The 24844-nt window shown below is 45.7% G+C and carries 9 protein-coding genes; 2 read left to right on the forward strand and 7 right to left on the reverse strand.

Annotated features, from left to right (window positions below):
• Nucleotides 1-5: 5 nt before the first annotated feature.
• From ACLVWU_RS15185 to ACLVWU_RS15205, 5 genes are read right to left on the reverse strand one after another with little or no spacing between them, the layout of a single operon-like run.
• A complete protein-coding gene (locus ACLVWU_RS15185; RefSeq protein ID WP_413575694.1) occupies nucleotides 6-1367 on the reverse strand; it encodes a vWA domain-containing protein in 1362 nt (453 codons plus the stop codon).
• Nucleotides 1364-2557 (reverse strand): hypothetical protein, encoded by a 1194-nt coding sequence (locus tag ACLVWU_RS15190; RefSeq protein ID WP_413575696.1) that lies wholly within the window; start codon nucleotides 2555-2557, stop codon nucleotides 1364-1366. The genes ACLVWU_RS15185 and ACLVWU_RS15190 overlap by 4 nt, the downstream gene beginning before the upstream one ends.
• Nucleotides 2558-8764 (reverse strand): hypothetical protein, encoded by a 6207-nt coding sequence (locus tag ACLVWU_RS15195; protein WP_413575697.1) that lies wholly within the window; start codon nucleotides 8762-8764, stop codon nucleotides 2558-2560.
• A 9-nt stretch (nucleotides 8765-8773) separates the two neighbouring features.
• Complete coding sequence (locus tag ACLVWU_RS15200; protein ID WP_413575699.1) at nucleotides 8774-14005, reverse strand: hypothetical protein; 5232 nt, start codon at nucleotides 14003-14005, stop codon at nucleotides 8774-8776.
• Nucleotides 13992-18695, reverse strand: coding sequence for a hypothetical protein (locus ACLVWU_RS15205; RefSeq protein ID WP_413575700.1), 4704 nt, complete (start codon nucleotides 18693-18695; stop codon nucleotides 13992-13994). Before ACLVWU_RS15205 ends, ACLVWU_RS15200 begins: the two co-directional genes overlap by 14 nt.
• A 286-nt stretch (nucleotides 18696-18981) precedes the next feature.
• Between ACLVWU_RS15205 and ACLVWU_RS15210 the strand changes: the two genes are divergently transcribed.
• A complete protein-coding gene (locus tag ACLVWU_RS15210; protein WP_413575702.1) occupies nucleotides 18982-21981 on the forward strand; it encodes a hypothetical protein in 3000 nt (999 codons plus the stop codon).
• Between the two features lie 21 nt (nucleotides 21982-22002).
• Complete coding sequence (locus ACLVWU_RS15215; RefSeq protein ID WP_413575703.1) at nucleotides 22003-22389, forward strand: HEPN domain-containing protein; 387 nt, start codon at nucleotides 22003-22005, stop codon at nucleotides 22387-22389.
• Between the two features lie 77 nt (nucleotides 22390-22466).
• On the opposite strand, the gene ACLVWU_RS15220 is transcribed toward ACLVWU_RS15215, so the two are convergent.
• Together ACLVWU_RS15220 and ACLVWU_RS15225 are read right to left on the reverse strand one after the other, a co-directional pair.
• On the reverse strand, nucleotides 22467-23225 hold the full coding sequence (locus tag ACLVWU_RS15220; protein WP_413575704.1) for a murein L,D-transpeptidase catalytic domain family protein: 759 nt from the start codon (nucleotides 23223-23225) through the stop codon (nucleotides 22467-22469).
• Nucleotides 23226-23347: 122 nt separating this feature from the next.
• The gene (locus tag ACLVWU_RS15225) at nucleotides 23348-24670 is read right to left on the reverse strand and encodes a hypothetical protein (RefSeq protein ID WP_413575706.1); all 1323 of its coding nucleotides are present in this window, start codon (nucleotides 24668-24670) and stop codon (nucleotides 23348-23350) included.
• Nucleotides 24671-24844 lie beyond the last annotated feature (174 nt).

Here is a 24844-nt window from a genome sequence, read left to right on the forward strand (position 1 = left end):
CTCAATCATTTCTTAACTTTCGAGCATTGAAGTTTTACAACTTCTTTGTTGGAGCCCATGATGACGTCTTTGAAAACACATTTATCGTCGACGCGGATCTCGTAAACGCCTTTACCCAAAACCAATGGGAAATTTGTCACGTGATTCCCCATCATAATTCCCCGATTCCCGAATACATAAATACCGCGCACTAAAGGATCTTCGACATATGCAACGCCTGCTTCCTCGATATTGTATTCATACTCAGCATTAGGAACGATCAGATAATTATTCACAACTTTTTCATAAAATGGATCTCTATAGAATCTAAAGTTCCATTTGCCCGGAGGCAGATCGACGGGCTTATCACTATTAAAGCGTTTCACCACTTTGCGATTTTTATTCAGCAACTCGACCTTCATGAGTCCATCAATAAAATTCGCAGTAAATTTGGCTTCGCCCTTCACCTTCAAAGTGACTTTCTTATTCGGAGGAACGACGAACTCTTTGAAGCGATACTTAGGTTTCAAATTCACAACGGCATAGTACCTTCCCGGCGGAACTTGAATTCCATAGGAGGCTTGGAAGCGGCGATAAATTTCATTTGGTGTTTCTGCACGAAACAACATCACAGTTGCCTGTTGCTCAGGACTATCGACAAAGAGATTTTTGTTGGGATTCAGCTCCTTGTCAATGTCCTCAAATAGTTTATCCAGCTGCTCTTCGTCGTCTGCCTGATGGAGATCACCGATGCATTTCAGTTTTTGAAGAGTGTCCTGCTGTCCTTGCAACCCAAACGCGACTACAAAAAACTTAAAATCAACATTTTTATTTTTCAATTCAGCCGCTAACTGACAGGGATCTTTGCCGCAAGTCTCCTCGCCATCAGTGAAAATCACAACTCTTTTGGGTCCCTCGTATTTTTCGAGATCTTTGTAGGCATCTTTCATAGAATCATACAAAGGAGTCATTCCCACTGGATCCATGGACTTGACGGTTCCCTCGATCAACCCTAATTTGGTATTGCCCGGAGGAATTGCAAGGTAGTTATCCTTGCAGTCCTTTTTCTTACGAGATCCGATCACACGCATTCCACTGGAGGTCTTTTCTGTCCATTGGGAGAGCAGATAGCGTGACAATAGTTTTTTCATCACAAAGATCTTCGTTTTCTTTTGGGTCAGAATCTGCCCCATAGAACCGGAACTATCGATAATATACTCCACTAGCGGCGTAGGAATACTTTCGAGCTCTCCCAAATCGGCGGTACCCTGCTCATTCACGGGAATTTTCGTCGGATTGAAATCCAGCTTATCCAATGACTCTTCGCCGAGTGCAGATCCCGCGTAAAATCCTATTAATAAAAAAAGACTTGCTACTTTTATCATCATCTCGACTTCATTAGTTTGCTGAAAAAATCATCTAAACGCAGACCCAGCATCACTTTAAAAAAAGACTGACTTTCCGTATAAGACTGTCCCGCAGGAATAACATAGGCCCCATCTGGTGCATTCTTAACATCTCCAGAAAAACTCATTTGCGCTTGAGAAATCCCGTAACTGACATCCAACGAATAGCGCTTCAACCAAGGAATAAATGGCACGTAAAATAATGCCGTTGCCCCGACTTTCAGTTCCATACGATTTCCCGAAGAAGCCGATCCTCGACTGACAGTTCCATCAGTTACGATGTAGCTTGGGAAATAGTTCAAATCGAAGTAGGCCCGATTGAGTTTCCAACCCAAACCTTTATCTGATTTGTATAGGTTATCAGAAAACAGATAGTGAAAATTTGCTCCCAAGCCCATACCCGACGCCTGGGAAGACAAAACATACTCATCCTCGTTCGTGGTAACGAATTTATTGTTCAGAGAAATCAGTTTTAAAGTCGGACGTAGTTCTTTCCATACTGGAAGCATACGATAGTGCAAAGCTATGCGCGTTTCTTCCGCCAGCGTGGGACGAATTTCGCGGTAGTAGGATTGAACCGGAATGTTCGCGCTGGACGACTGATATTCGATGCCATATCTCCAGAACATGTCGACATACCAAAGGAAATGCATCTCGGTAAATTTATAGTCAAAGACCTTGTATTGATTGGCCTGATTAGGGGATTGGCTTTCAAAATGCCCCTGATCGGTCCCAACTTCAAAAACCATGTATCCCGGTTCATAAGGATCAGGCTTATCAATAATAGTTCCATCAGGTGGCTGGGGAAAAAATGGATCATCCGGAGGCGGTTTTAATTTCGAAAGACTCACGACCCAATCACGGGCTTTAGGAATTTTACTGATTGAAGGACCTTCCATCACAACTAAAAGCTCATTGTTCTGAACGGTTTCAGCGGCCCCACGGGCTATCACCTCGACGTCGTCACCTTGTACACGCAAGACAACCACAAGGTCTCCCACACTCACTCGGTTGCTTCGGGGCAAAAACACGACATCGTCCATCACACGACGGACAGGTACTGCATTCTTTTTGATGAAATCAATATTGATCCAGCTGCTGGCTAAGGCCGGCTCACTGAGGCAAAAAGTCATCCATGTTGCCATCACTAAGATGAAGAAAATCTTTTTCATCTATTTTGCTCTAAAGACCTTTCCTTTACTTCGACTGATCAACATGATCTGTCCCGAATCGTAACTAGCAATGCTGGCGATCGGCGCCTGCACGGCGCTGACGTACACATGATTGTCAGTCAGATCAATTGTGAAGACTTGATTGGCACCTTCCATCGTTCCAATAAGAAGGCGATCAGATGCTCTAATTACCAAACGACGTCCAGCACCCGCCACGTCGAATGCCGACCCATTTAGTTCATTCACGCCAATGAACTGCAGACTTGCGGATGTTGGAGTTGTTGACGAACCATCAGGGAATGTCACTACACCGCCCGTACCACTTAACAACGCATAAACTCGATTCGTGACGGAATCATAGACAATATCAGTCGGTTTACAGTCTTCATGACCTACAACTCCGTCAAATACTGAAAGAGTTGCCACTAAGGACGGCTTCCCACCACTACGAGCTGCCGTCACACTAAAGACGTGAATCTTGTGTGAAACCGACGGAGTTGACTGCTGAGTTGTCACATACAGACGATCAATTGCACGATTTAAGGTCATGCCCGTGATCTTTGAGGTACCAAAGTTATATACCGTCTTAGGATTGTCCGGTGTCAGATAGTCATAGTACAAAATATTCTGAGAGTCTGATGCGTAAAACACATAAGCCGAATCCATTGAAGCCGTGATCCGCGTATCAGAATAGTACGGGCTGGTATAAAGCTGTGTTGGACAATCCCCTGAGCACTTATTGCTACCACTCAAAGTTAACGCGGTCAGATCTCCGTTCAAAATATGCAGCGCCTCTGTTGTCAGACCGAAAGGACCACTGCGCGACGCCTGCGAAGTCAGCAACATGTCATAGCCCGTACCCACAGGATTAATAGACACACGACGAGTGGACGTCCCCGTCAACCACGGCAATGACTCTGTAAAATTCCACGGAGGGATCGTCACGGTGCCATTCGGTTTTGATACGACACCATTGACACTTAATAGATCCCACAAGAAATGCTTCGTAAACGATCCCGACAGGTAACTACCGAAAATAATTAAATGATCCTGATAGCTTGTGCCCTGGGCGATACCATAAGGAATTTCACCACTCCAAGTAACGTTCAAGGGAGTCGTTGCCGGCAAGCCTTCAGTTCTTGCATCTGTTAAATCAAAAACCGACTCGCCCAATAGATAAGTATTTTTAACTTTAACGTTCCAAGAACGAGTCACAGTATAGTTCCCGTCAGTCACATCGACACGAACAGTGAACTCACCCGCAGTTTTTGGACCGCCTCCGTCAACGTCGACAGACCCATCTGTATCCAATGGTTTAAAGATATAAGAAGGCCCTTCATCGTAGCTTAAGACGTCATTTACATACCAACGATAGAATAAAGTGTCGTTGTCATTCGGATCCGAAGCACTCACCAAGAAGTTCAAAGAGGCTTTCTCGGACATCAAAACTGAATCTGACGATGGAATCATCGAATTGATGACCGGAGGCTCCTCGAGAGGAGATACCGCATTCTGAACCTTCAAATAGAAGTGCGCAGCATCTGTTTCACCGGTCATGGTATCACGCACCTGCACCCGAACCAGGCTGCCAACACCATTAGTCGCTGTCACATCGGTTGCATAGCTTGGCACCCAAGTGATCACTCCGGTTGATGAATCAATACACATTCCATTCGTTTGACCACATGCGCGCGGTGTATTCAAAAGAGAATATTCCAAGGTATTTTTCTGAGAGTTATTTACCAGAACTTCATAACGGAACGGATACGAATTCATACTCGCAGCCGTTTGTGGCATAAAGTGAACCGGAATATTACTAATATCTACACGAGGACTGATTAAAAACACTGGAGCAACAACTGTAATTTGCAACGGCGAAGAACTGATCGCACGAACTATCGTCGTACCATCGCGATCCACATCTCCGTTATCGGCGACATCAAGCTCCGCAGAGTAAACACCAATGTGCCCACGCTGAGGACACCACTCCATTTGATACTTCTGGCGAAGAACACCTGAAACAAGTTCCGGAGACCCTACGGGACTGAATTTCGGAACTGCCAAATCCGTATTTAACAATCCCCCAGAAAAACATGGGCTGACTGTACGATTCTTATCGTAACCGCTATCAAATGCGACTAATTCAGACGCAAACGTAGTTGTCGTCGCGTGGCACGTGTAAGGATCTGTCGCACCACTGTCCAAAGCCGCATTTTGCAAAGGATTGCCATTGCTGTCGCGACAAATTGAAAGCAGAGTCGAGAACGTGCCTCCGACAGGAATGTAAGCGTCGCTATCGTAAAGATAGAATTCCTTTTTCACGTAAGTGTCGGCGAAAACCTTCACTTGATTATCTGTCGCCATCTGCCCAACAGATGGAATCTGATTTTTATTGATTACACGGACTTTGTAGTAACCATAAATCGTCTGAGTTAAATCCGGAGAGGACTTGGCATCATATATTTTCATCTTGACTACAAATCCTGCAGTCCCCGACAAGCGTTTAGAATCCTGATCTGTCGGCGTCCATACAATCCGAGCCGTAGTTTTGCTTCCCGACGTTGTTGTCAGATCCTCGATCTTCTCAACAATCACACTCAAACCTGCAGGCCTTGTCACCCACGTGTTGGTTTTCAAATCATATACCTGGGAATCTAATTCAAAGTTTGTAGTCTTAAGCTCAACACCTTTGTTCGTGTCTTTGGCATAAATATTATAATAGCCAGTAACACCCTCTTCGTAGTCGCCCAAGTTCAGAGGATTGGAGGTCGAAGCTCCTACGCCCGTCCCAAGATTTGTAAACGAACTATCCGTCATGATCGAAGGGTGATTGATCTCATTAACCACCAATGTAATGTTTGTCGTCCATGAGCTTGCAGAAGTCCAAGTATCTGGGTTTCCTTTATTCATGATTTCATTCACAGTCAGTTTGAATGAGAACGTTCCCGACAGGTCCGCCGTCACCGGGTGATAGCGTAAATAGCATTTATTGGTATTAAAGTACTTACGACCCGAACTTGGATGAGTCGACAGTAAGTTTGAACTTGAAATTGGCACACACTTATTTGCACATGATGTTCCTGCATTCCCGGCATCACGGCATAAATCCCATGTCCCCGTCGGAGCCGTACCCGAAGCCACGATGTTATAGGAATACGTGTCGCGGCGATCATATGGATACCAATAGTTGGTAATTCCATAGAGTGGATTTGGAATTTCGGCATAGTTATCCGAAACCTCGATCGCTCCATTTGTAAGCTCCACCCCCTCATAAGCTTGAATGATTGGATCGGTAATCAATTTAGAGACGACATTTTGATGGGTGTAGTTGTACGTCATCGTTTTTAATGCTGGATAACCAATGTTGTTCGTCCTGCGGACCCAAATACCCGACACCGAAGCTGTTCCTGCATTCATCGTCACCGCACTCATTGTTTCGTAAAGAGTCCGGTTGGCTGTCATGATTTTAGTTCCAACAGGCAAAGTAAAAGAGGTCGTCGTGCTGGTCCGTGTGAAGTTTACCAAGCCTTCCATATCGAAGGACGTTGGATTCGTGACTTTCAACGTTGTCGCAGCTGCCGGCAAAGTATCATAGAATACTGTGATCGTATTAACCGCAGGTTTTTCCCCATCCAAGGCGCGCACAGTAAATTTACGCGCTGTCGGAGTTGTAAAGTTTGGTTCCACAAACAATGAAGTTAAATCATAGTTCGTTAGCTTCGATACGGTCTTCGCAGTGAACGTAAATCCTGTCGGTTCACTTGGAGAAGGTGACGCATAAGTGATCGTTAGAGCGGTATTTGCAGGAACTTCAGTATAAATCCGCCATACAGGAACCGTGACTGCCAAAGTCCCAATCGGCATGACGACTGCTGCAGGAACTTCGAACTTCACGCTGTTCACGAACGTGGCACCAGATGACTCTGCAGTTTTCACAATCGTACCAGCAGGAATAGTCAAGGCTGTCGTCGCAGTCGTACGAGTGAACGTAACAGTACCTTTAAGATCAATTGCCGCCGAGTTTGTGACACTTAAGCCTGCAATCGCCGATTCAAAGACCGTCACCATTCCTGCAGGAACGTCGGTCGTATCCGGAATAACCGGAATGTAAAGCAACCAGTCTGCTGGCTGTACCACCACGTCATAATAAGTTTTAAACTTTTGGATATAACCAGCCGTCGTCGACGTCAGCACCGTGCCTTTTTTAATCGTCGTCGCCGCTGTCGGCCTGCCCGTCAATGTACTGGAGCGTTCAAAGATCACGTAGCCAGCACCGCCCCACCATTCCGTGTCCCAACGACCACGTACGCACAAAGTCCCGGAATTTTTTCGATATGTTGGCTCTGTTTGGGTGACATTTTGTTTTAACAACAACGGCATAGAATTACTGCAGTCCGCAAGTAGCTTCAAAAAGTCATAGCTTGAATTTGCAGCAAAACCAAAGGCTTCGAGCCACAAAGATCCACCGTCTTTATCTGAACTTGTAAAATTGGTATTCGCGCCAGAGGAAAGATATGTCAATGCCGCTGTGACATCGGAACCACTCAAGCATGGCTTGGTATTACGATCTAATGACGTAAAATTTAAAGTAACTGCCGTCGCTACGCCAGCGTGATTGTCTTTGGCGACGATAATAAATGTTCCGGTCTTAACCGCGTGAGTAGGTTTCCAATCATAAGTATAACGAAGACCACCCGCAATGACCGTCTCAGACACCTTCGTCATGTAAGATGCTAATGTTCCCGACGTCGTGATTGAAACAACGTCCTCTGGCGTCGGAGCCGGTGTGGTTAAGTTGTCTGGATCGACGATATCAAAATAAAAACGATACGGCGGCACACCGTCTGGAACTTCCGATGCGCAGTAATCAAATTCGTAAGGGTCATTATTAACAACTTTTGCGCCGGCTGTTCCATCCACCAGATAAGGCACTCTATTATTATCACCGACAGTCAAATTCAAAGTACCAATCGTCACGCCCAGGGATTCATCGGTGAATGCCATAGCAATCGTTGCAGACTTTTTTAAAGAGTCGTTATTCGTAGGAATCCAACGCAATTCAACTTCATTCAAGTCATCGAGTTGAACAGGCGTTACCTGACCGTTTGCCGTCAAGGCACTGGAGTCGATGATTGGCTCGACGGAAATGGAGACTTTCTCTTTGTCAGGGTCTTTATAAGTAATCTTACAAATCCACTCTTTTCCTTCAGAAGCCTCCAAAGAACACGAATGCGAAAATTCGGGACGACGATTCACGTTCATCACATAGACATTCCAGTTGATTCTTGTGACCTTTCCCCCATCAGAAAAAATCACTGACATTTGATATGGGGCCAAGCGTCCCTGTTCGTAATCCGGCATCCACTTTACCAAGCCGTCTTCACTCGCGATGGGTTTATTTTCAAAAGCCCAAGCATAAAAAACTTCGTCTCCATCGGGATCACGGGCGGCTGCGCGCATTTGGAGCGTCGTCATCTCGTTCACACTTTGATCAACCTGTTTGGTTGTCGCCTTATCATCCACGATTGGAGGACGGTTGTTGATATTGAACGGAAATGGTTCAGCAGAAATATCACCATTGCTGTCGAAATCAAATTCCACGTTATACTTTTCCAGGAATTTTAGAAATTCAACATCACTGGATAAACCATTGCGCACGAAGCGATACAACAGATCCGGACTAAAATCCTCCTCTAAGCCAAACAGCTCCATACGTTCCTTACGGAACTTAGTCACCGCATCGGTGATTTGCATCACCTCTTGATAAGAGTAGGAGTTCATTGCTCTGCCCGAATAAGACGACAGCAGCGAGAACACCAATGTCGAATCCATATCGACTTTATTAATCACATCTGGAAAAACGATGGCGTACCACGGCGTCGAACGATACTCCATGACGACTTTGGCAACTGCTGATGATGTGATAGTCAGATTCTTGGGTAAAATCTGGCGGATCAGATCAGGCTTACTATCCGTCGTCATGTCCATCAGATTGCGAGTTTTGCCCTCTGCAGGAATATACTCTGCAAGGTATAATGAGTAATGGTTTTCTCCCACGACATTGACCGTACTCATATCCAGCTGAACTAGTCCCCCTGGAGGAATCACAATAGACGATGAAGAGCTTGTCCCTTCAAGACAGCCTCCCAAGATCAGCGCAGCAAGGAAAATCAACAAGTAACGTCCTATCACAAGACCCTTCCCCATGAACACTTACTAGAACAACAAGAAATACGTACCGATGCGAACACCTTGCACAGCGCCAGCACCATTATAGAACTCTGTCGGCACCATCAAATCCATCGTGCCGTCCCCGTTCACATCCCCCGCAGACGTGTTCGAGAAGAAATAACGCGGAGTCTGAGTACTCGTATCCGCTCTTTGCACGATATAAGGTTTTAAGTGTCCTGCACTATCAGCAACAACAGAGCTGTCTGGATAGTCTGCTGTATGCAAACCTGTTGCAGATCCAAAGAACACCACACCTCGGCCGAAATTTGTGATCGAATTCACCTGGTCATCCCAGTATGGCGCACCCAAAACGATGTCGTCATATCCATCGCCGTTAAAGTCGCCCTTCTTTTTTCTGCCCGACATAGTTTCGTAACCGCTCATGTCGCCAGACGAGGAGTCCCACACATAGAATGGCATTGGCACTGGCTTCATATTTCCAGAAGCTTGCGCACATTCCGCCATCGCCACGACACCCGTCGCAGTGATCGCGCTGTCAGAGAATTTGTACTGAGTATTTAAGTTCGAACCCAACGCTGACCACATATCTGTCGCATTGTCATTCCCACACAGCGGGCCGTAGTAGATGTAGCCCATACCTGCTGAATCCAAACCACTTCTTGGTGATTCTGTAGAGCTCACAATCAGGTCTTCATAGCCGTCGTTGTTGACATCACCCGCAGAGGCAACCATCCAACCGAATTTTCGATTCGTGCGATTCGAACCTAAGTCACCGTTGATAATCGGTGGCATCAAAGAGCGCACCTTACCCGAACCATCCAAGTTCAGACTTGCACTATTTCTGCTCTGAAAAAGATCATCGCTCTGGCAAGCGCCCGCCACCGCAACACTATCATAGTAAGAACGCTGATTTCCCGCCACAATCCCAGCAGAACTTCCACGGAACAGAAATATGCGACCATAAGTTTTGCGTGGGTCAGAATCGTAATAGCAAGATGCATCCGCCCAGTCAGGGGCCCCAACCACGAGATCATCAATCCCGTCATTGTCAAAATCTACAACAGCAATACTCTTACCAAAATGATGCAATAAACGATCATACCCGTGCGGAACATTCTCAATGAACGGATCATACATGAACTGCATCTTACAGTTCTTAGTCGTTGTTCCCGTACAGGCTTTATTCGAACCTGTCTCGGAGTTGTAGACGTCTTCCATATAGGTCGGACTTGATGACGCTAAGGCAGAAGTCACTGACGGCTCTAAATCAGATCCAGAATAGCCCTTAACCTTTGGAGTCTGTAGACCGCTTGTCGATCCATAGTAAATCCAAATGCGCCCAGTTTCATAAGCCGGAGTACCACCCGTACAGCCAGAGTCCGTCGAGTCAGAACACTGCCACCCACCAGTTCCAGCAGTCCATCCACCACTATTACCACCATCTGGAGGAGCACCAGGATTGTATCCACTTGGTCTATTCATAGTAAAAAAGCTGTTCGCATAAGGACTGCTGATCACAAGATCTGACAAACCATCACCATTGAAGTCACCGTGATAAACCAACTCACGACGATTTACAGCTCCGTTGGTACCACTTGCTGTATTCGTAGGACTTTCTTGATAAGCCCATCGCTTCGTCACAATCTGCGGATCACCATAAGCAGGAACCCATTGCGGATTGTTGACCGCTTGCAAACCAGAACGAGATCCATAATAAACCACAACTTGGCCACCGCCCTGAATTGTCGCATCGACAAACACAACATCAGCGAAGCCGTCGCCGTTCACATCACCGGCATCAAATGCACGCTGTGCCCATGTGCTAGACAAATTCGTCGGTTGAGAAACCAACTGTGGCAATGCGATATCATCCAACGTGATACCTTGTGCAGGAGTCGTGGCAGGATAACATGAGTCATCACTGGCGCCGGTGTCTTTAAAAACTTTCGTTTTATTAGCCAAACAAAAATCCGTCGTGACCAAGCCCACTTTAGAGCCAAAGAACACAACAGCTTCCGTCGTGTAAGCCGTCGTAGTTTTAGATGGACGCGTGATCTTAGCCACGGCATCTGCGTAACCGTCACGATTGATATCGCCAACAATGCGAATACTGTCGTAACCAAACAACTGAGGGCTTCCTAAACTGTCATAGATCGAAAAAGACGGAACCGAATTTACCGATGGCAAAGCCTGGCCATTACTGTTAAATCCGTAGATGCCACCGCCACCATTTTTTGACGTCTTATCCAGATATGTACCTGCGGCAACGTCATTCAATGGTTTTATTCCAGCGAAATCTCCGTCGAAATTTCCAACTGCTACAGAGCGCCCCATGAAGTCGAAAGCCTGCGCATTGGAATTATAGAACTTCAAGAAGTTCGTCGTAAGCCCCGCACCTGCCAAACTTGTGAAGGCATAGACAGCGCCTGAATAAGATCCTTTCGTACTATCACCGACAGCACCCACAATGACGTCTTTAAGACCATCTCCAGTAACATCACCCACAGTGATACTTTCTGGATACAAACCTAAACTGTAATACGAACCGATTGAATTACTTCGAATCAACGTCGGCGCACACAATTCACGTGTAACCGCGTTATCAGTCGTGAATGCCGAACACTGAGCAAGTCCGTCATTCCAATCCAAGTCCTTGTTCGTCGGAGTCATAGGATCGATTTGATAGAAGTCATTGTATTCATAACGACGATACGGATTTCCGTAATAAACCCAAAGAGCTCCGGTACTGGTTGAAGAATAGTTTGAGAAGTATCCCGTACCAACCACGGCCTCAGAGTAACCGTCACCATTGGTATCGGAAGGACTTGTGATAGCGGTATTATTGCTATCGTAATGTGACGGGTCTCCGACTAAAGTAACCGACGTACCGAAGCCCAAATTCTTCAGCTTATACGATCCATTTGTTTTATAGCCACTGCGTGGGAATAGAACTCTGACGCTGTTTGAATTCACCAAACAAGAGTAGTGTTCACCCGCGTTATTCATTTTTCGCGCGCTACAACCCCAAAACGCATTTCGCGATGGACTTTCTTGAACACCGGATGCTGGAGGAGAATCTGCTCCACGGCCAAAATACAAGAACGCTGCTCCGACGCCATCACCGACGCTGGCTGTTGTCCCGGCATTCGTAGGTAAACCATAATAGTGAGCTGTTCCTGTCGAATCGCTGGTAAATCCACCCCAACCACCATTTGCGAAACCAATGGATGCACAATCGCCGCTGCCAGGATTACATGCTCCCAGCAATTTCAATTTCGTTATATTTGTCATTTGCGGATAACGATCACCCGGAGCCCCGACTATCATATCGGATCCACCGACTAACTTATCCTGTGTGTTACGGATACGGTACTTACCGTCAACGTCAGCACCACCACCAACAGAATATCCAAACAACTGACCTTCATGCGGGGTCGGAGAGAAAATCTTTAAAAAGCGGAATTTCGTCGTTCCATCGGAAGTTGGAATTTCATATCCCAAACCATTCTTAGAACCAAAGAACATGGCAACGTAACCAGTTTTGATTACCATCTTAGCTGTACCCGAAGCATTCGAGTCCGCAACACCATCCCATGGAGCTGTCGGAGCACCGACTGCGATGTCATCATATCCATCGGCGTTAAAATCGCCCACGAATGAAACCGAGAAACCAAACTGCGGATCATCCGCATTCATCATCGCATTTGGATTTATATAGGCACTTGGCAGAGTTGCCATGTTCGGCCACAACATTACAGCAGAACACGTCGCATTTTCGACCAACCCGTTACAGGTCTCGACGTTTTGCTGCATATCCTTGATACGCGAAGGAGCCGTTAAACCTTTGGAACTACCAAAGAACAAGAAAGCAGCCCCATCATATGTTTTATCACCCGACGAAGTTGTGGGCGTGTTAAACCCCGGAGCACCCACGATCAAATCCTGACACGCATTACCCAAAAGAGTATCGCCATTCAGATTTCCGTTTCCAGACAAAGACTTACCAAAGCGCGAATAGTCTGTCAGATCTTCAAATGTCAGCAATTGAGGATCAACACCCGGAATTGCAGGCGTGCGGCTTGGGGTACCCGTAGTATTCAATTTATAAACACCCGTGGAGGTGTTCTTCACGGAATAATATATATAAACCGCACCGGCTCTTGGAGTTGTCACCCCAGCTGAAGTCACAGACACACTTGGCAAGCCAATCGCCAAATCCGAATAACCGTCACAGTTGAAATCGCCAGTAGTCATCGCTTCACCCATGAAAGCGACCCCTGAATCAACAGCTTTAATTGGCGGGATTGCATTCAAACCCAAAATCCCTTTGATGTAAGTGCTGAGCTTATCAAAAATCAGCGTTTCAGTTTTTCCCGCCTCACTGTATGTCACCTGCAACGAAAGGTTCTCGACCTTCCCGTTAGTAACTCCAGACCCTGGAGAAAACACAATCGTACCCGCACCCGTTAATGGATCTGAAATCGGAGTTGAACCCGAATACATGCGTGAAACATAGTTTTCGTTTTTATAAGTCGAATTCACCACCGGCGTTACTTTTAGGAATGGCAATGAACCAATCGAAATCGGACTCAACACATACGTTGGAGTGGGGAAGGAAGAGTTTGTGCTGATACTGACAGCTTTAGTTGGATACTCGTAGGTCTCGTCTAAGTATTTTACCTGAACGACGAAGTGGTAACGTGTTGAACCTTCCATATTGCGGAAAGTATATTTCGTATCATAGGACGTATAGTCCACCGAAGTCCAATTGCTAGTATTGCTGGCCGTTGGATCTTCGTACTTCTTCATGAAAATTTGGTACGACGCTACTTTTGGAGTATAGACCCATGACAATAGCAAATTACCATCAGAGTCTTTGATAACTTTATCAACGCCCGCGAATGGTTTTAGTGTCGTAACGGAAATTTCTTTATTACCACCGACGCTTAACGTTCCGTCGGTTGCAACCACCTTGAAAGTATAAGTCGTATTCGGATTTAAATTACGAATGATCGCTTCAGAGCGTGGAGTGTCCGCAACTGCAGTACTCGAAGTATTACTATAAACCTGATACGTCTTATAGCGATCATGAAGTCCCCAATACACGCGAACAGCAGTCGGAGACAATGCTTCTACGCCAGCAACCCCCGAAAAGTCTTTTAAGATACTGCCAGTTTCAACTTTTTCTGTACAAGATAGAGTCGTGCTTAGAAGCGCCCCCAAAAGAACGCACTTGATCAGTTTAATAAAGGACATATACGACTCCCGTTGCAAATGCTTTACCTGATGGATGGCTACGTCCTGGTGAGCCTAAAAGTACATCTGGAATTCCATCACCATTGATGTCACCTGCTGGCGAACTAGAAACATATGTATACTCAGATGCCTCGCGATTCGGCAGATAGATCAAGGCCGGTTCACAAACTGGTGTTGTACCACCGTAACAACGAGGCGTTGTGGTTGGCGCAGTGTCGATTTTCAATCCGTACTCACCGCCGTAGAACACGATAAAGACCCCTGTATTTGCCAACACCGTATCCAAGTCATAACTTTTCCCTGGTACGTTAACGATGATATCGGCGTAACCGTCGGCATTGATATCACCCACTGCCGCCAGTCCCACACCAAAGTGATCCGTTGTTGAACCTTGGAACAAAGTTGGAGACGAACGTTGTGGCTTCAAATCCAAGTTGGTTGCATTCACCGTATTGAGCGCCAAAGCACCCGTCCCAAAGTACGTCGTGGAATTAATATCTGTCGCACCTTTAAAGGCTATTACCGTACCCACTGTACCACCAAAGAACGTATAAACCGTCGCACTCACTGAAGTCGAAGGCGTGCGCGGAGCGGAGATCACAATGTCGCTGACGCTATCTTTATTGATGTCACCCGGTGTAATCACGCTGTAACCAAATGCCTCACCTGTCGTTGTGCCTTGAAGTTTTTGAAGTGGTGTGTAAGCAAGACCTTTGTTAGTTCCTTTGTACAGATAAGCTCGCCCCGTAAAGCTGGAGTAACCTGGGTCACCGACAACAAGCTCGTCATAGATTTCTCCTGATTGTGTTTCCAGTGATTTAACGGCCGCAGAACTCCAACCAAAGCGAACTCCACCCGCTGTTTCATTCGACAGAAGCATTTGCACTTTACAAACCGCAGGAACCGCGGTGGTACATGGATTTTCGATGACGATGTCACCAGCATTTCCATTTGAATCACTCAATAATGTTTTACCATTCGTTCGATTCGTTTGTGGGCCGTCTTTAGATCCATAGAAAACGTAGATGCGCCCGACATTTGCTGCCGTATATAGCAAAGAACCAACGCGAACATCCGCAGCCGGCACATCTATGGTTTCTGTCGCAACCGTAAAATCACCATAACCGTCGCCATTGAAATCACCAAAAGTCACAGCACGATTGCGCGGATTGAAATCTCCAAATGAAATAGCGTCTGGAACTGAGTTCGCAGCTGTACGTTTTTGACTGCCTGTGGAATGGAAATAAACAGAATTCGTATCAGCCAAAGCAAAGCTCAATGGATTTTGGCCTACCGGAGAAACTGATGGAACAGAGTTCGCAACAAGTCCACTGGAAGATCCATAATAGACATAGGAACCTTTGTTACCGATAACCATCAGATCATCATAACCATCTCCATTTACACTACCGATGCGATAGAACTCGCCGCCCAAACCTGGATCCAAATCCACAACAAGTTTCAAAGGAGCAAGATCCGTCGTTGGGGTTCTGGATGGATCAGGTGTCAGTATCAAACCCGTAGCACTGCCGTAATAAACGACCACTTCAACGGTATTACCAACCATAATTTGCGTCATGACGTCCATATAACCGTCGCCGTTGAAATCCCCTGCGACTTTGGCACGCTCATAGTGATAGTTCAGTTCCTTACTAAAATTCACATCAATAATTTGGTCAGCCTTCGTCACAGAGGACGCAAAGTTACCAGTCGAATTAAACAGGAAGGCACCGCCATTAAAATAAACTGGAGATGACTGATAAGGAGCTCCAACGATCAAATCCCCAGAGCCGTCTCCGTTAAAGTCAGCACCTGCTGCGCCACCATAGCCGAAGTTTGAATTTGCACTGAGATCACGAGGATAAATAACCGAAGCACCGAATGGATTCACACCACCACTGTACCAAGTACAGTTGCTCATACACGACGTATTGTCGTTATCAGACAAGCGAGGAGTATCAATACGTGTTGCCCCCTCATAACCTAATGTTGAAACGTCAGGCTTATACAGGTAAATAACACCGCTTCCAGTGATAGTAGAACTGCCCGTGGAAGACGTTGTGGCGCGATATGGTGCTGAAATCGCCAGTGAAGGCATCGCACGTGAAATCGTTTCGATATCGGCAACCGTACCTAAAGAAAAACCAAATTGAACACCGGACTCTGGTGGATTCGTATGAATCACCTGATTTTCGCAATGCTTAAGACTGCCTGTCGTCACATTGGTATTACGGGAATCGCAGGCAACACGATTGATAGCTGTGATACTTTGCAGAGGTTCAAGAATTCCAACAATCCCACCTGTCGCATAATCATTCGAACGAGGCGTGACGTAATATCCAAATACCACACCGGCATAGGTCATACCACTCACTGTCGACAATGGAGCTCCGACAAACACCGCACCATTCAAATTCGGCACACTGTTGGTCGTTCCAATAATATTAGTCAGAGGATAACCATTCTGATTCGGAACACCCAGGATACTCGAGCCGTAACCTTGAACAGTGATATAGCTTGCTTCACTGTTTGAACTAAGGTCAGGGTAAGATTCCTGACAGGTCCAAGAAGCGATTTTCTGCAAATCAAGGACACCACTCGCAATCGTTGGCATATCTGCTTTACAAGACAGAATCGACCCCCTGCCAGAAGACCTTCCTGGTACACCAATCACTAAGTCATCGCACTTAGTGTAGTCATAGCCCTTGTTTTTCGGCGCTGGAGAAGTCTCCCCTGAATAAGTCGTCTGTCTGAATTTGTAAGTAGAACCGTTTTCACAGACACGAGAGTTGTAAGCCGTTCCCACCGCCTTACCAAAATCCTCAGTAAAGCTCTTACCGACAAAAGTTCCATCGGCTGAAATCAATGAGGAAATGCCAATCGCCTCAGCATCAATAATCGGAAATGCTTTTGTGGATGTCAGAGGGATTAACCCCATGCGGTCACCACGCAGGACTGCCACTTTGCGTTTGTAAGCAGTCGACTCATATGCCGTCACACCAATCGCTAAATCATCAAAACCGTCATTATTATAGTCGCCAAAAGCAATTGAAGTGGTTGCAACAGTATTTGCATCAGAGATTTTTACTGGACGACATTTAAATGAAGTCGGATCACACGTCGTTTCGTTCACACCATATGAGATGCCGCCAGAACCAGTGACAAGGCCCCTTGTTGGATCACCAAACGTCACAAAGACTTGTCCCTGATTCGTCATCATTGCCAAGTCATCGCAAGTGTAGATCTTTTTAATCTTGGCAATATCAGATACACCCGAAGCAGGTGATAACAAGTTGTCACACAAGCCGACTTTATTTGCTTTTGGATCACTTAGATCAGTATAACGGCTGTAACAATCTCCGTTGATATTGCCGACAGCAAGACGCTGCCCCAACCGTGTGCTTGTTGCAAGCCCCGGATAATATATAAGTTGCGGATCTGGATAGGCTGCATCGGGGCTTGGCGCGGGAGCCATCTTAAGCGCGGGACCTGGATCGACTACATTCCCCTGGGCATCATAGTATGGAGGCGCATCATATCCATAATATATAACCACAGCTCCGGTAGAATCTTGGTGAGTATCACCGACATATGCAGTTGCACGAGGTGCACTCACCGCAACGTCTTGCAAACTGTCACAGTTAAAGTCCCCCACAACAACCTGGGAGCCCAACTCCTGCATCCCCAAGCCACCATTAACTAAGCGTGGGTAAAGAGGAACAGGTGCACTTGTTCCTTCGAGTGAACGAATCAATGGCTTCTTAATTTTACCAGCACCTTCGATCAAGACATTTACAATTGTACTTGCGCCAGTCGCCGAAGTGACTTTCGCATACATGTCTTTTTGTCCCGGAGAGATCGGAACAATAGAGCGGAAGTAATCATTACCATTTACAATCGCCCAGCGAATATCCGTCGCGCGCTCAAAAATTTCAGTGGTATATGTGGAATCCCCCCCTTCAGTCCAAAACCAAGGAAAATTCCCCACCACGGCCATTTGCATTTTTACAGTTGGCAAGTTCGCTAACTGAGACTGAACCAGAACACATGGAGCTTTTGAGTTGATATAAGCTTCTGACATATTTGCTGGCTCAAAAGTTCCATCTTGATAGTACGCCATAACCCAAAAGCAGTACTTGTTACCGCTTGGCAAATTCGTGACAGAACCAACACTCTTATTGATGATAGTCGCAGCTGGATTTGTTAAATCCCAAGTTTCACTTTCTTTTTTAGCATAGATCTTATAGGTGACGTCTGTGCCATTTTTAATCCAACTTACTTCCACCGAACCATTGGATTGCGCAGTCAATCCCGAAGCTGGCACACCCGCAAAGGTGCTCATTGTTTTAACTGACAAATACTTTTCGTAACCGATTTCGTTGCCGCCCACAGCTTCAACGCCTGTTACCGCAAAATCATAGTATGTATCAACAGCCAACGGAGACACCGTCGTCGTTGCGAAAGTTTCAATTTTGTCCGGCGTATTGAAGCCCTTACGATAGACGCGATACTCTTTGAATCGTGCCTGTAGAGACCAAGAAAGCTTCACCGTCGTCGGAGAAATAGCCACAGCTTCGTGCACACCTTCAAACTTTGAAGGAATGGAAGTGCCTTGCAAACCTGAGTTATTGCAGGAGGATAAAATGAATCCTAAAATGACTAGCGACGAACAAGAAAGGAAATGTCTCATAACAACTAGTTTACAATTGCGAGAAAATTATTGGAAATCTTGAGACTTGAGAGCTCTCTTTTGGTACAGGTCACTTTTTTCGAACGGAAATTCTACCAAAAAAGGTGCGAGCTGAATTGTAGTGAATATCAGGGGTCACTCGGCACTCTAAACGCGCAAAAAAAACTATATCCCCTAAAATCCGCCGAACAACCCCGAACACTTTCAAACACTCGCCTGCCTAGCTGAGGTCGTAACCTGATCGCTAGCCCGTGAATTCACACCAAACAAATGGAACTATAAATGCATGAAGAAAAACATATTGTTGGCTGTTGCATCACTTGTCGTTTTAGGAATTGCTGGAATCTATCTGACTCAAACAACGGAGCCTTCAGAAGAAAATCTGGGGCGCCCGCTGGGCGTACTGCGAGATTTGAAAAATGAAGTGCGCTACAAATACACGCGCACGTTCTTCTGGAAAGACGCTCAAGATGGTCGCAAAGTTTACGATGGATCGCAAATCTTTGTCGGCCCGAAATCCTCGGCCCTATTGGTATTCGCAGAAAATCGCAAGGTTCGACTGAATGAAGAAACTCTGTTGCGCCTGTCACAAGTCGAGCAAAATCCCGCACTGATCGCGTTGCAAATCAATGACGGTGGCTTCAATCTAAAAAGCGGCAAAGGCCAAATGGATCCCTTGGTCTTAAACCTTGATGATGGTCAGTTTAAGATCATCTCGAAGGATGCCTATGATATATATGTTAAAAAAACTGATAAAAAGCTCGCTCTCTCAGTGGCCCTGGGTAATCTGACCCTACAAAATGTCAGCGGTAAAACAGATCTTGCCACAGGAACTTCTATCACGCTTGAAATGGCGGGAACTGTCAATCAAGGCGGAGTAGCCAGCAAACAAATCATCGCCAAAGAACTTCCCTCGACATCATTTAATCTCTTAGCTCCTTATGATGGCGAGATCGTACGCGAACAGACGCAGCCCGTGTTCTTCAAATGGGAAACGACCGATGCCTCTAATCTGCGTCTTCAATATTCATCACAACCCGACTTTGCAGATGGTGTGACCGATCTCGATGTTTCCTCGCAACAGTTTTTCCCTATTCCTTTAAATACAATGAAAGGTGATGTTTTTTGGAGATTGGTTTCCATCAAAGATGGTGTTCCGGCATATTCAAGAGCTTCTTTCTTTAAGGTTGGTCAGGTTGAATCGATTCGCGTGCAAGTTTCCGCTCCGAACTATATTCGTAAAGGCGTTTGGAGAGTTCAAACGACTATATTAGATGACGACAAATCTAATTTCGACTTTCAGGTCAGCAAGTCTGAAAGCTTTACTCCCCTCCAAGATGGATTTATGGGCAAAGCGCCTTTCACATCACTTTTGGATTCGCCTGGGGACTATCTTGTCAGAGCCCGCAAAAACTTTGGCAATGGGCTATTCTCCCCATGGTCTGCAGCTCAAAAAGTAACGATTCGCGATTCCTTGAAAGCACCTGTCATTGAGTTCACAGACAGAACCGAAGACCGCGTTGGCAATGTCATTTCAGAAATCAAATGGTATGAAGTTCCTTTTGCGAAACAATATATAGTTCAATCGTCGAACACGACTTCTTTTGCGGCGGTAATGTCCCAAAAAACAGTTATGACAGTTGAGTCAGCTGTTCAGCATAGCAGTCCTCGCAAAGTCTATTACCGTGTGATCGCCGTTTCTGAAGAGGGGGAAAACTCTGCGCCTTCGAATACTCTGGTGTCAGAGGGATCAACGCTGCTTCACGAAGAAGAACAAAAACGCCTGGCCTTAGAACAATCGGCGAAGGAAGCTGACAAACAAGCCAAAGCCGCCGCACCTAAAACACCCGACGAGTACAACTCGTCGTTGCTGTTGCCGCTGGATGGTTCGGTCTTTTACACCAACGACAGCATTCGCTTTGAATGGGAACCCGTCTTTAAAAAACCAACCGTCGAGATATCTTATGTTTCAGACTTTTCTCAAGACGTAATAAGAATCACCGCAGAAAAAGACAACTTCACAAAAATCAGACCATTGGAGCGCGTGGGTCGGTATTACTGGCGTCTGTCCTTTGAACAGACACTGGGGCGCACCGAATACAGTAAAACTCAATCGTTTACGATCAGCGCCGCTCTATCCACTCAGATCGAAAAGCTAACACTGAAATTCGTTGAAAGAAACAAGTGGAACTTAAGCTTGCAAATTAAAGATGCAAAACCTGAAGAGACCTTCAACATGCAGGTCAGTATGGACTCAACGTTCTCAAGACTTGAACATGAGCAAACAAGCAGAACCAAGGATGTCATTTCCCTTTCAAAACCCGGGACCTATTACGTTCGCGCGCGCCGTGCGAAAGGAGCCTCAGAGATTCAGGGTTGGTCGAATGTGATGACCCAAGCTCTGCGCCCACCTTTGACAGCCCCTCAGTTACAGAATCCTCAGGAGATCTTGGCGGGCCCCGATCTTGCCAAAGTTCATTTAGGTTGGAGTGATGTGAAGTATGCCACTCAATATATTGTGGAACTGAATAACACCAACACATTTGGTTCAATTCTTAGAAGCTATCGTGTGCCTGAAAACACTTACGACCTTATGCATTCCCAACGAGATGCATCATACATCCGCGTTCTTGCACAATCTGCGGAGGGCGAACTTTCCCCGCCTTCTAATATCGTGAAGGTCAAAGGATTCCTCCCTGGGCCGACAATTGAGAAATATGAAATCGCTTATGCCAACCTAGATTCCAAAGGCAGTATCGACCAGCTTCATATTCTTTGGACACATCGAAAGAATGCGCTGAAATACGTGGTAGAGGTTTCTCGCAATGAAAAATTCGATCAAGTTCAAAAGTTTGAAACTAAAAACATCGAATTTTTCACTCCAGTCAAAGACATTGGCTGGTATTATTTTAAAGTGACTCCTATTTCCGCAATGACTGACTACTTTTTTGCTCCCACAACGGTGTTTGCTGTGGAATACAAAAAAATTGAACGTCTGCAATTGGCGACAGTGGAAGAGCCTGCTAACGGAGCAAAGTTCCCTTACAACAACGGAAAATACTTTGTGGTCTTCAAGTGGGGACAAACTCTGGGAGCCGGTTGGTACGACTTTGAGATCGCACAAAATTCTGAATTTAAGGAAAGTAAACTATTTAAAGTCGAAGCCAGACAATATAGATTGCCTCCAGAGATAAAAGATGGCACTTGGTATTATAGGCTTCGTGGAAGAAACCCAAATCAAGCTTCTCCGTGGAGTCCTACAAAGACATTTACTTTGCAAAAGTAAGCACCAGGGAATGGAGACATCATGAGCATATCGACAGCGAAATCTTTAATTCTGAAAGCCCAAGACAATCTTGATATCGCGCAAAAGTCGATGAATGATGACTCCCAACACGACATCGCTGGTTACAATCTTGCACAAGCTTGCGAGTTGTATTTGAAAGCAATGATGGCAATGCGTGGCCTGGAATTCCCAGAGGGTGGCGATGCTCACGATCTTGATTTCCTTATGACGACTCTTGAAGAAGAAGGCTTTGCAGAGATCTCTTCCCATGCCGATGTGATCGAACTGACTCAATACAACGATCCAAGCGCCCACGTTCGCAAAGATGAGCGCCTGGATTTGAATGAGTACTCGGGTTATGTAAATGACCTAAAAAAACTGGTTGGCGAGCAGTTAAAACTTTACTAACCGCTTGGCCCCCTTCAAACAATAAAAAAAGCCGTCTAAAAGACGGCTTTTTTCGTTAAATTCGATGCTTTTTTGAACTACTTGGTTGCGGATGCATAAATGATTGATCCGCCCTTAACCATGTCGATTAATTTCGTGCGATAACTCATCGTCACCGCCGGGCACCCCCAACTACGACCCTGAATCACACTGGATTCCGAAACATAGTCAGCCCCATGGATGACGACCGCTCTGGAACGAGCTCTTGAGTTGGTGGAAGACAAGCCATCCAACCGCAGGGAATAACCATGGCTGCCACTGTAAGTTTCAGCTGTCTTATAGACACCCACTGAACTTGCATTTGAACCCGATGTATTACTGAAGCTGTTCGCATAGCCATCATGGTCTGGATCAGAACCTTTCCCGTGTGCCACGTGAATGCTCCATACATCACCCGTTTTCATATTGATGATATGGAAACGTTTTTTCGTGGAAGAAAGACTGAAATCCAACACTGACAAATAGTCAGAGTTTTTGATCGATTTCAAATTCTTATCGTAATACAGCAACGCATTTTTCAACATCGTCTGATTCACTGTTTTACCAGTATCCACGTATGAGTATTTCGCAAGAACCTGAGCATCAGTCAAAGTTCCTGAATCAGTACCGCCCCCCGTATCAGGAACCTCGGGTTCCGCCGGTGGAATTGTTTGCGCAGAATCACCTGCGGATTGTTCTGTGTCTGGATCGTCAGCTAAAACTGTAGAAGAGCTTTCAAAACCGCCTTTTGCACAGGCTGCCATTAAGAAAGTGACGGATAGTAAAGCCAGAACATTCTTTGTTCGTTTGAATGTCATTAGGACCTCCGTGTTGGTTACACAGAGGTTTTCGGCTCGCTCATGTTTCAACTTTAAACATTTTTATTCTGTCAGAATTGTGGACACGAGACTTTCGTGAAGTGTAAGCGTCTTATTCAATTTCATTCACAAACTGAAGTCTTGGAATCCGCCTTACATCCGAGTGCTTTTTGAATTTCAGCGGGCGCAAACAAAACTTTGTCCACACGCCGTGACGTTTTCGGATGGGGAACATCACTAGAGTCCTGTTGATACTTTTCAGGATTCAACAACATATCTTTATACTCGGCAAATGGGGGGCAGTCTTTTTCAACTGCCGCCGCAACTCTATTGATGGCAGCGACTTTCACGTTCTGACACTCAGAACCTGCGATAAACAACTGCGACTCGTAAGCAAAGTCTTTGGCTTGCTGGGGATCCGTGAATTCAGAAACTTTTTGCGCCAGGATTTTAGATGACATCCAATCTGCAAAGCCCTCTTGCATATCTGAGTTCCCGGAAAATCCGCGGCAATGTTGATGCGTTGAAAAATTCTCGCTTACTTCTTTTTTTCGTTTTTTAAATTGATCCACGAAGTCCGATGACAAAGTTCCAAACTCCTTGGTGAGGTCGGACTCTTCCTTAGAGATGCGCGCAATGATTTCTTTTTCTGAAACCTCTTTGGCTCCCATGGAAGAAGAACTTTTCAAACAAGCGACCACGTTTTGCAGTGGATTTTTACCGACGGGCACTGAAGTTCCGCTGATGTGCTTATGGGCATTGCAGGGATCTATCGAGTGACTAATCTCATGAGACAACAACGAAAACAGCGTTGAATCAGGCAAGTTTAGAAGTTGGGGACACACTGTGATGGAGTTGTTGTCGGATTGGTAGGCGGCATTGGGCATATCACACCCCGCCCTCTGCATTTCAAAAGAGTCCTTAAACAGGGGGCTCGCCATTTTTACAGCATTGATACGTTTAATTTCCTGATCAATTTGCGCTGAGTTTTCAGTAGTTCGGCGTGTTTCCAACAATGCCACCGCTCGCTTCTTAACATCCGCGAAAATCCCCGTCGTCCGAGCCAGTTCTGTCTGGTAAGCGGGATTTGATTTCTGAAGCTTGACCGGATTTATAAATGGATCCTGGGTGTCGACTTCGGGCAGACGTTTATCCAGACAGCCTTCAACTTGTTTTGCCAAACGAATAAAAAAGAAATTCGGAACTGATTTACCGGCCCCATTCTTATAGAGATAAAAGTTCTGACTTTGACTGCGCAGCTGCTGGCAATAATCACCAAAATTACATTGCGTTACGGTCGGCACTTCGCACGCAACAGCCGCTTTTTCACTTTGGCTTATTTCAGTTCGCAGCTTTTCCAGATTTTTGAACAAGGCCTGATAATCCGGCTCACTTTGGGCAAACGCGGTTACAGAAATCAAAAATAGAATAAGGGAGTGAGCCACAGCCATCCATCCTATTCTACTTAGATTTTCAACGTTTCCAAACTTCCTGGAATCTCCGTACCGCAAATTGCTGTAAAGGTCCTGAAATCAGAGATTCAAACCAGAGAAGTCCACACATCTGATGAGGTTTTAGTCACTTGCAGAAAATTTACCCGGTCAGGGACAGTATCTAAG

This window comes from Bdellovibrio sp. HCB290 (assembly GCF_047305925.1).
GTDB lineage: Bacteria > Bdellovibrionota > Bdellovibrionia > Bdellovibrionales > Bdellovibrionaceae > Bdellovibrio.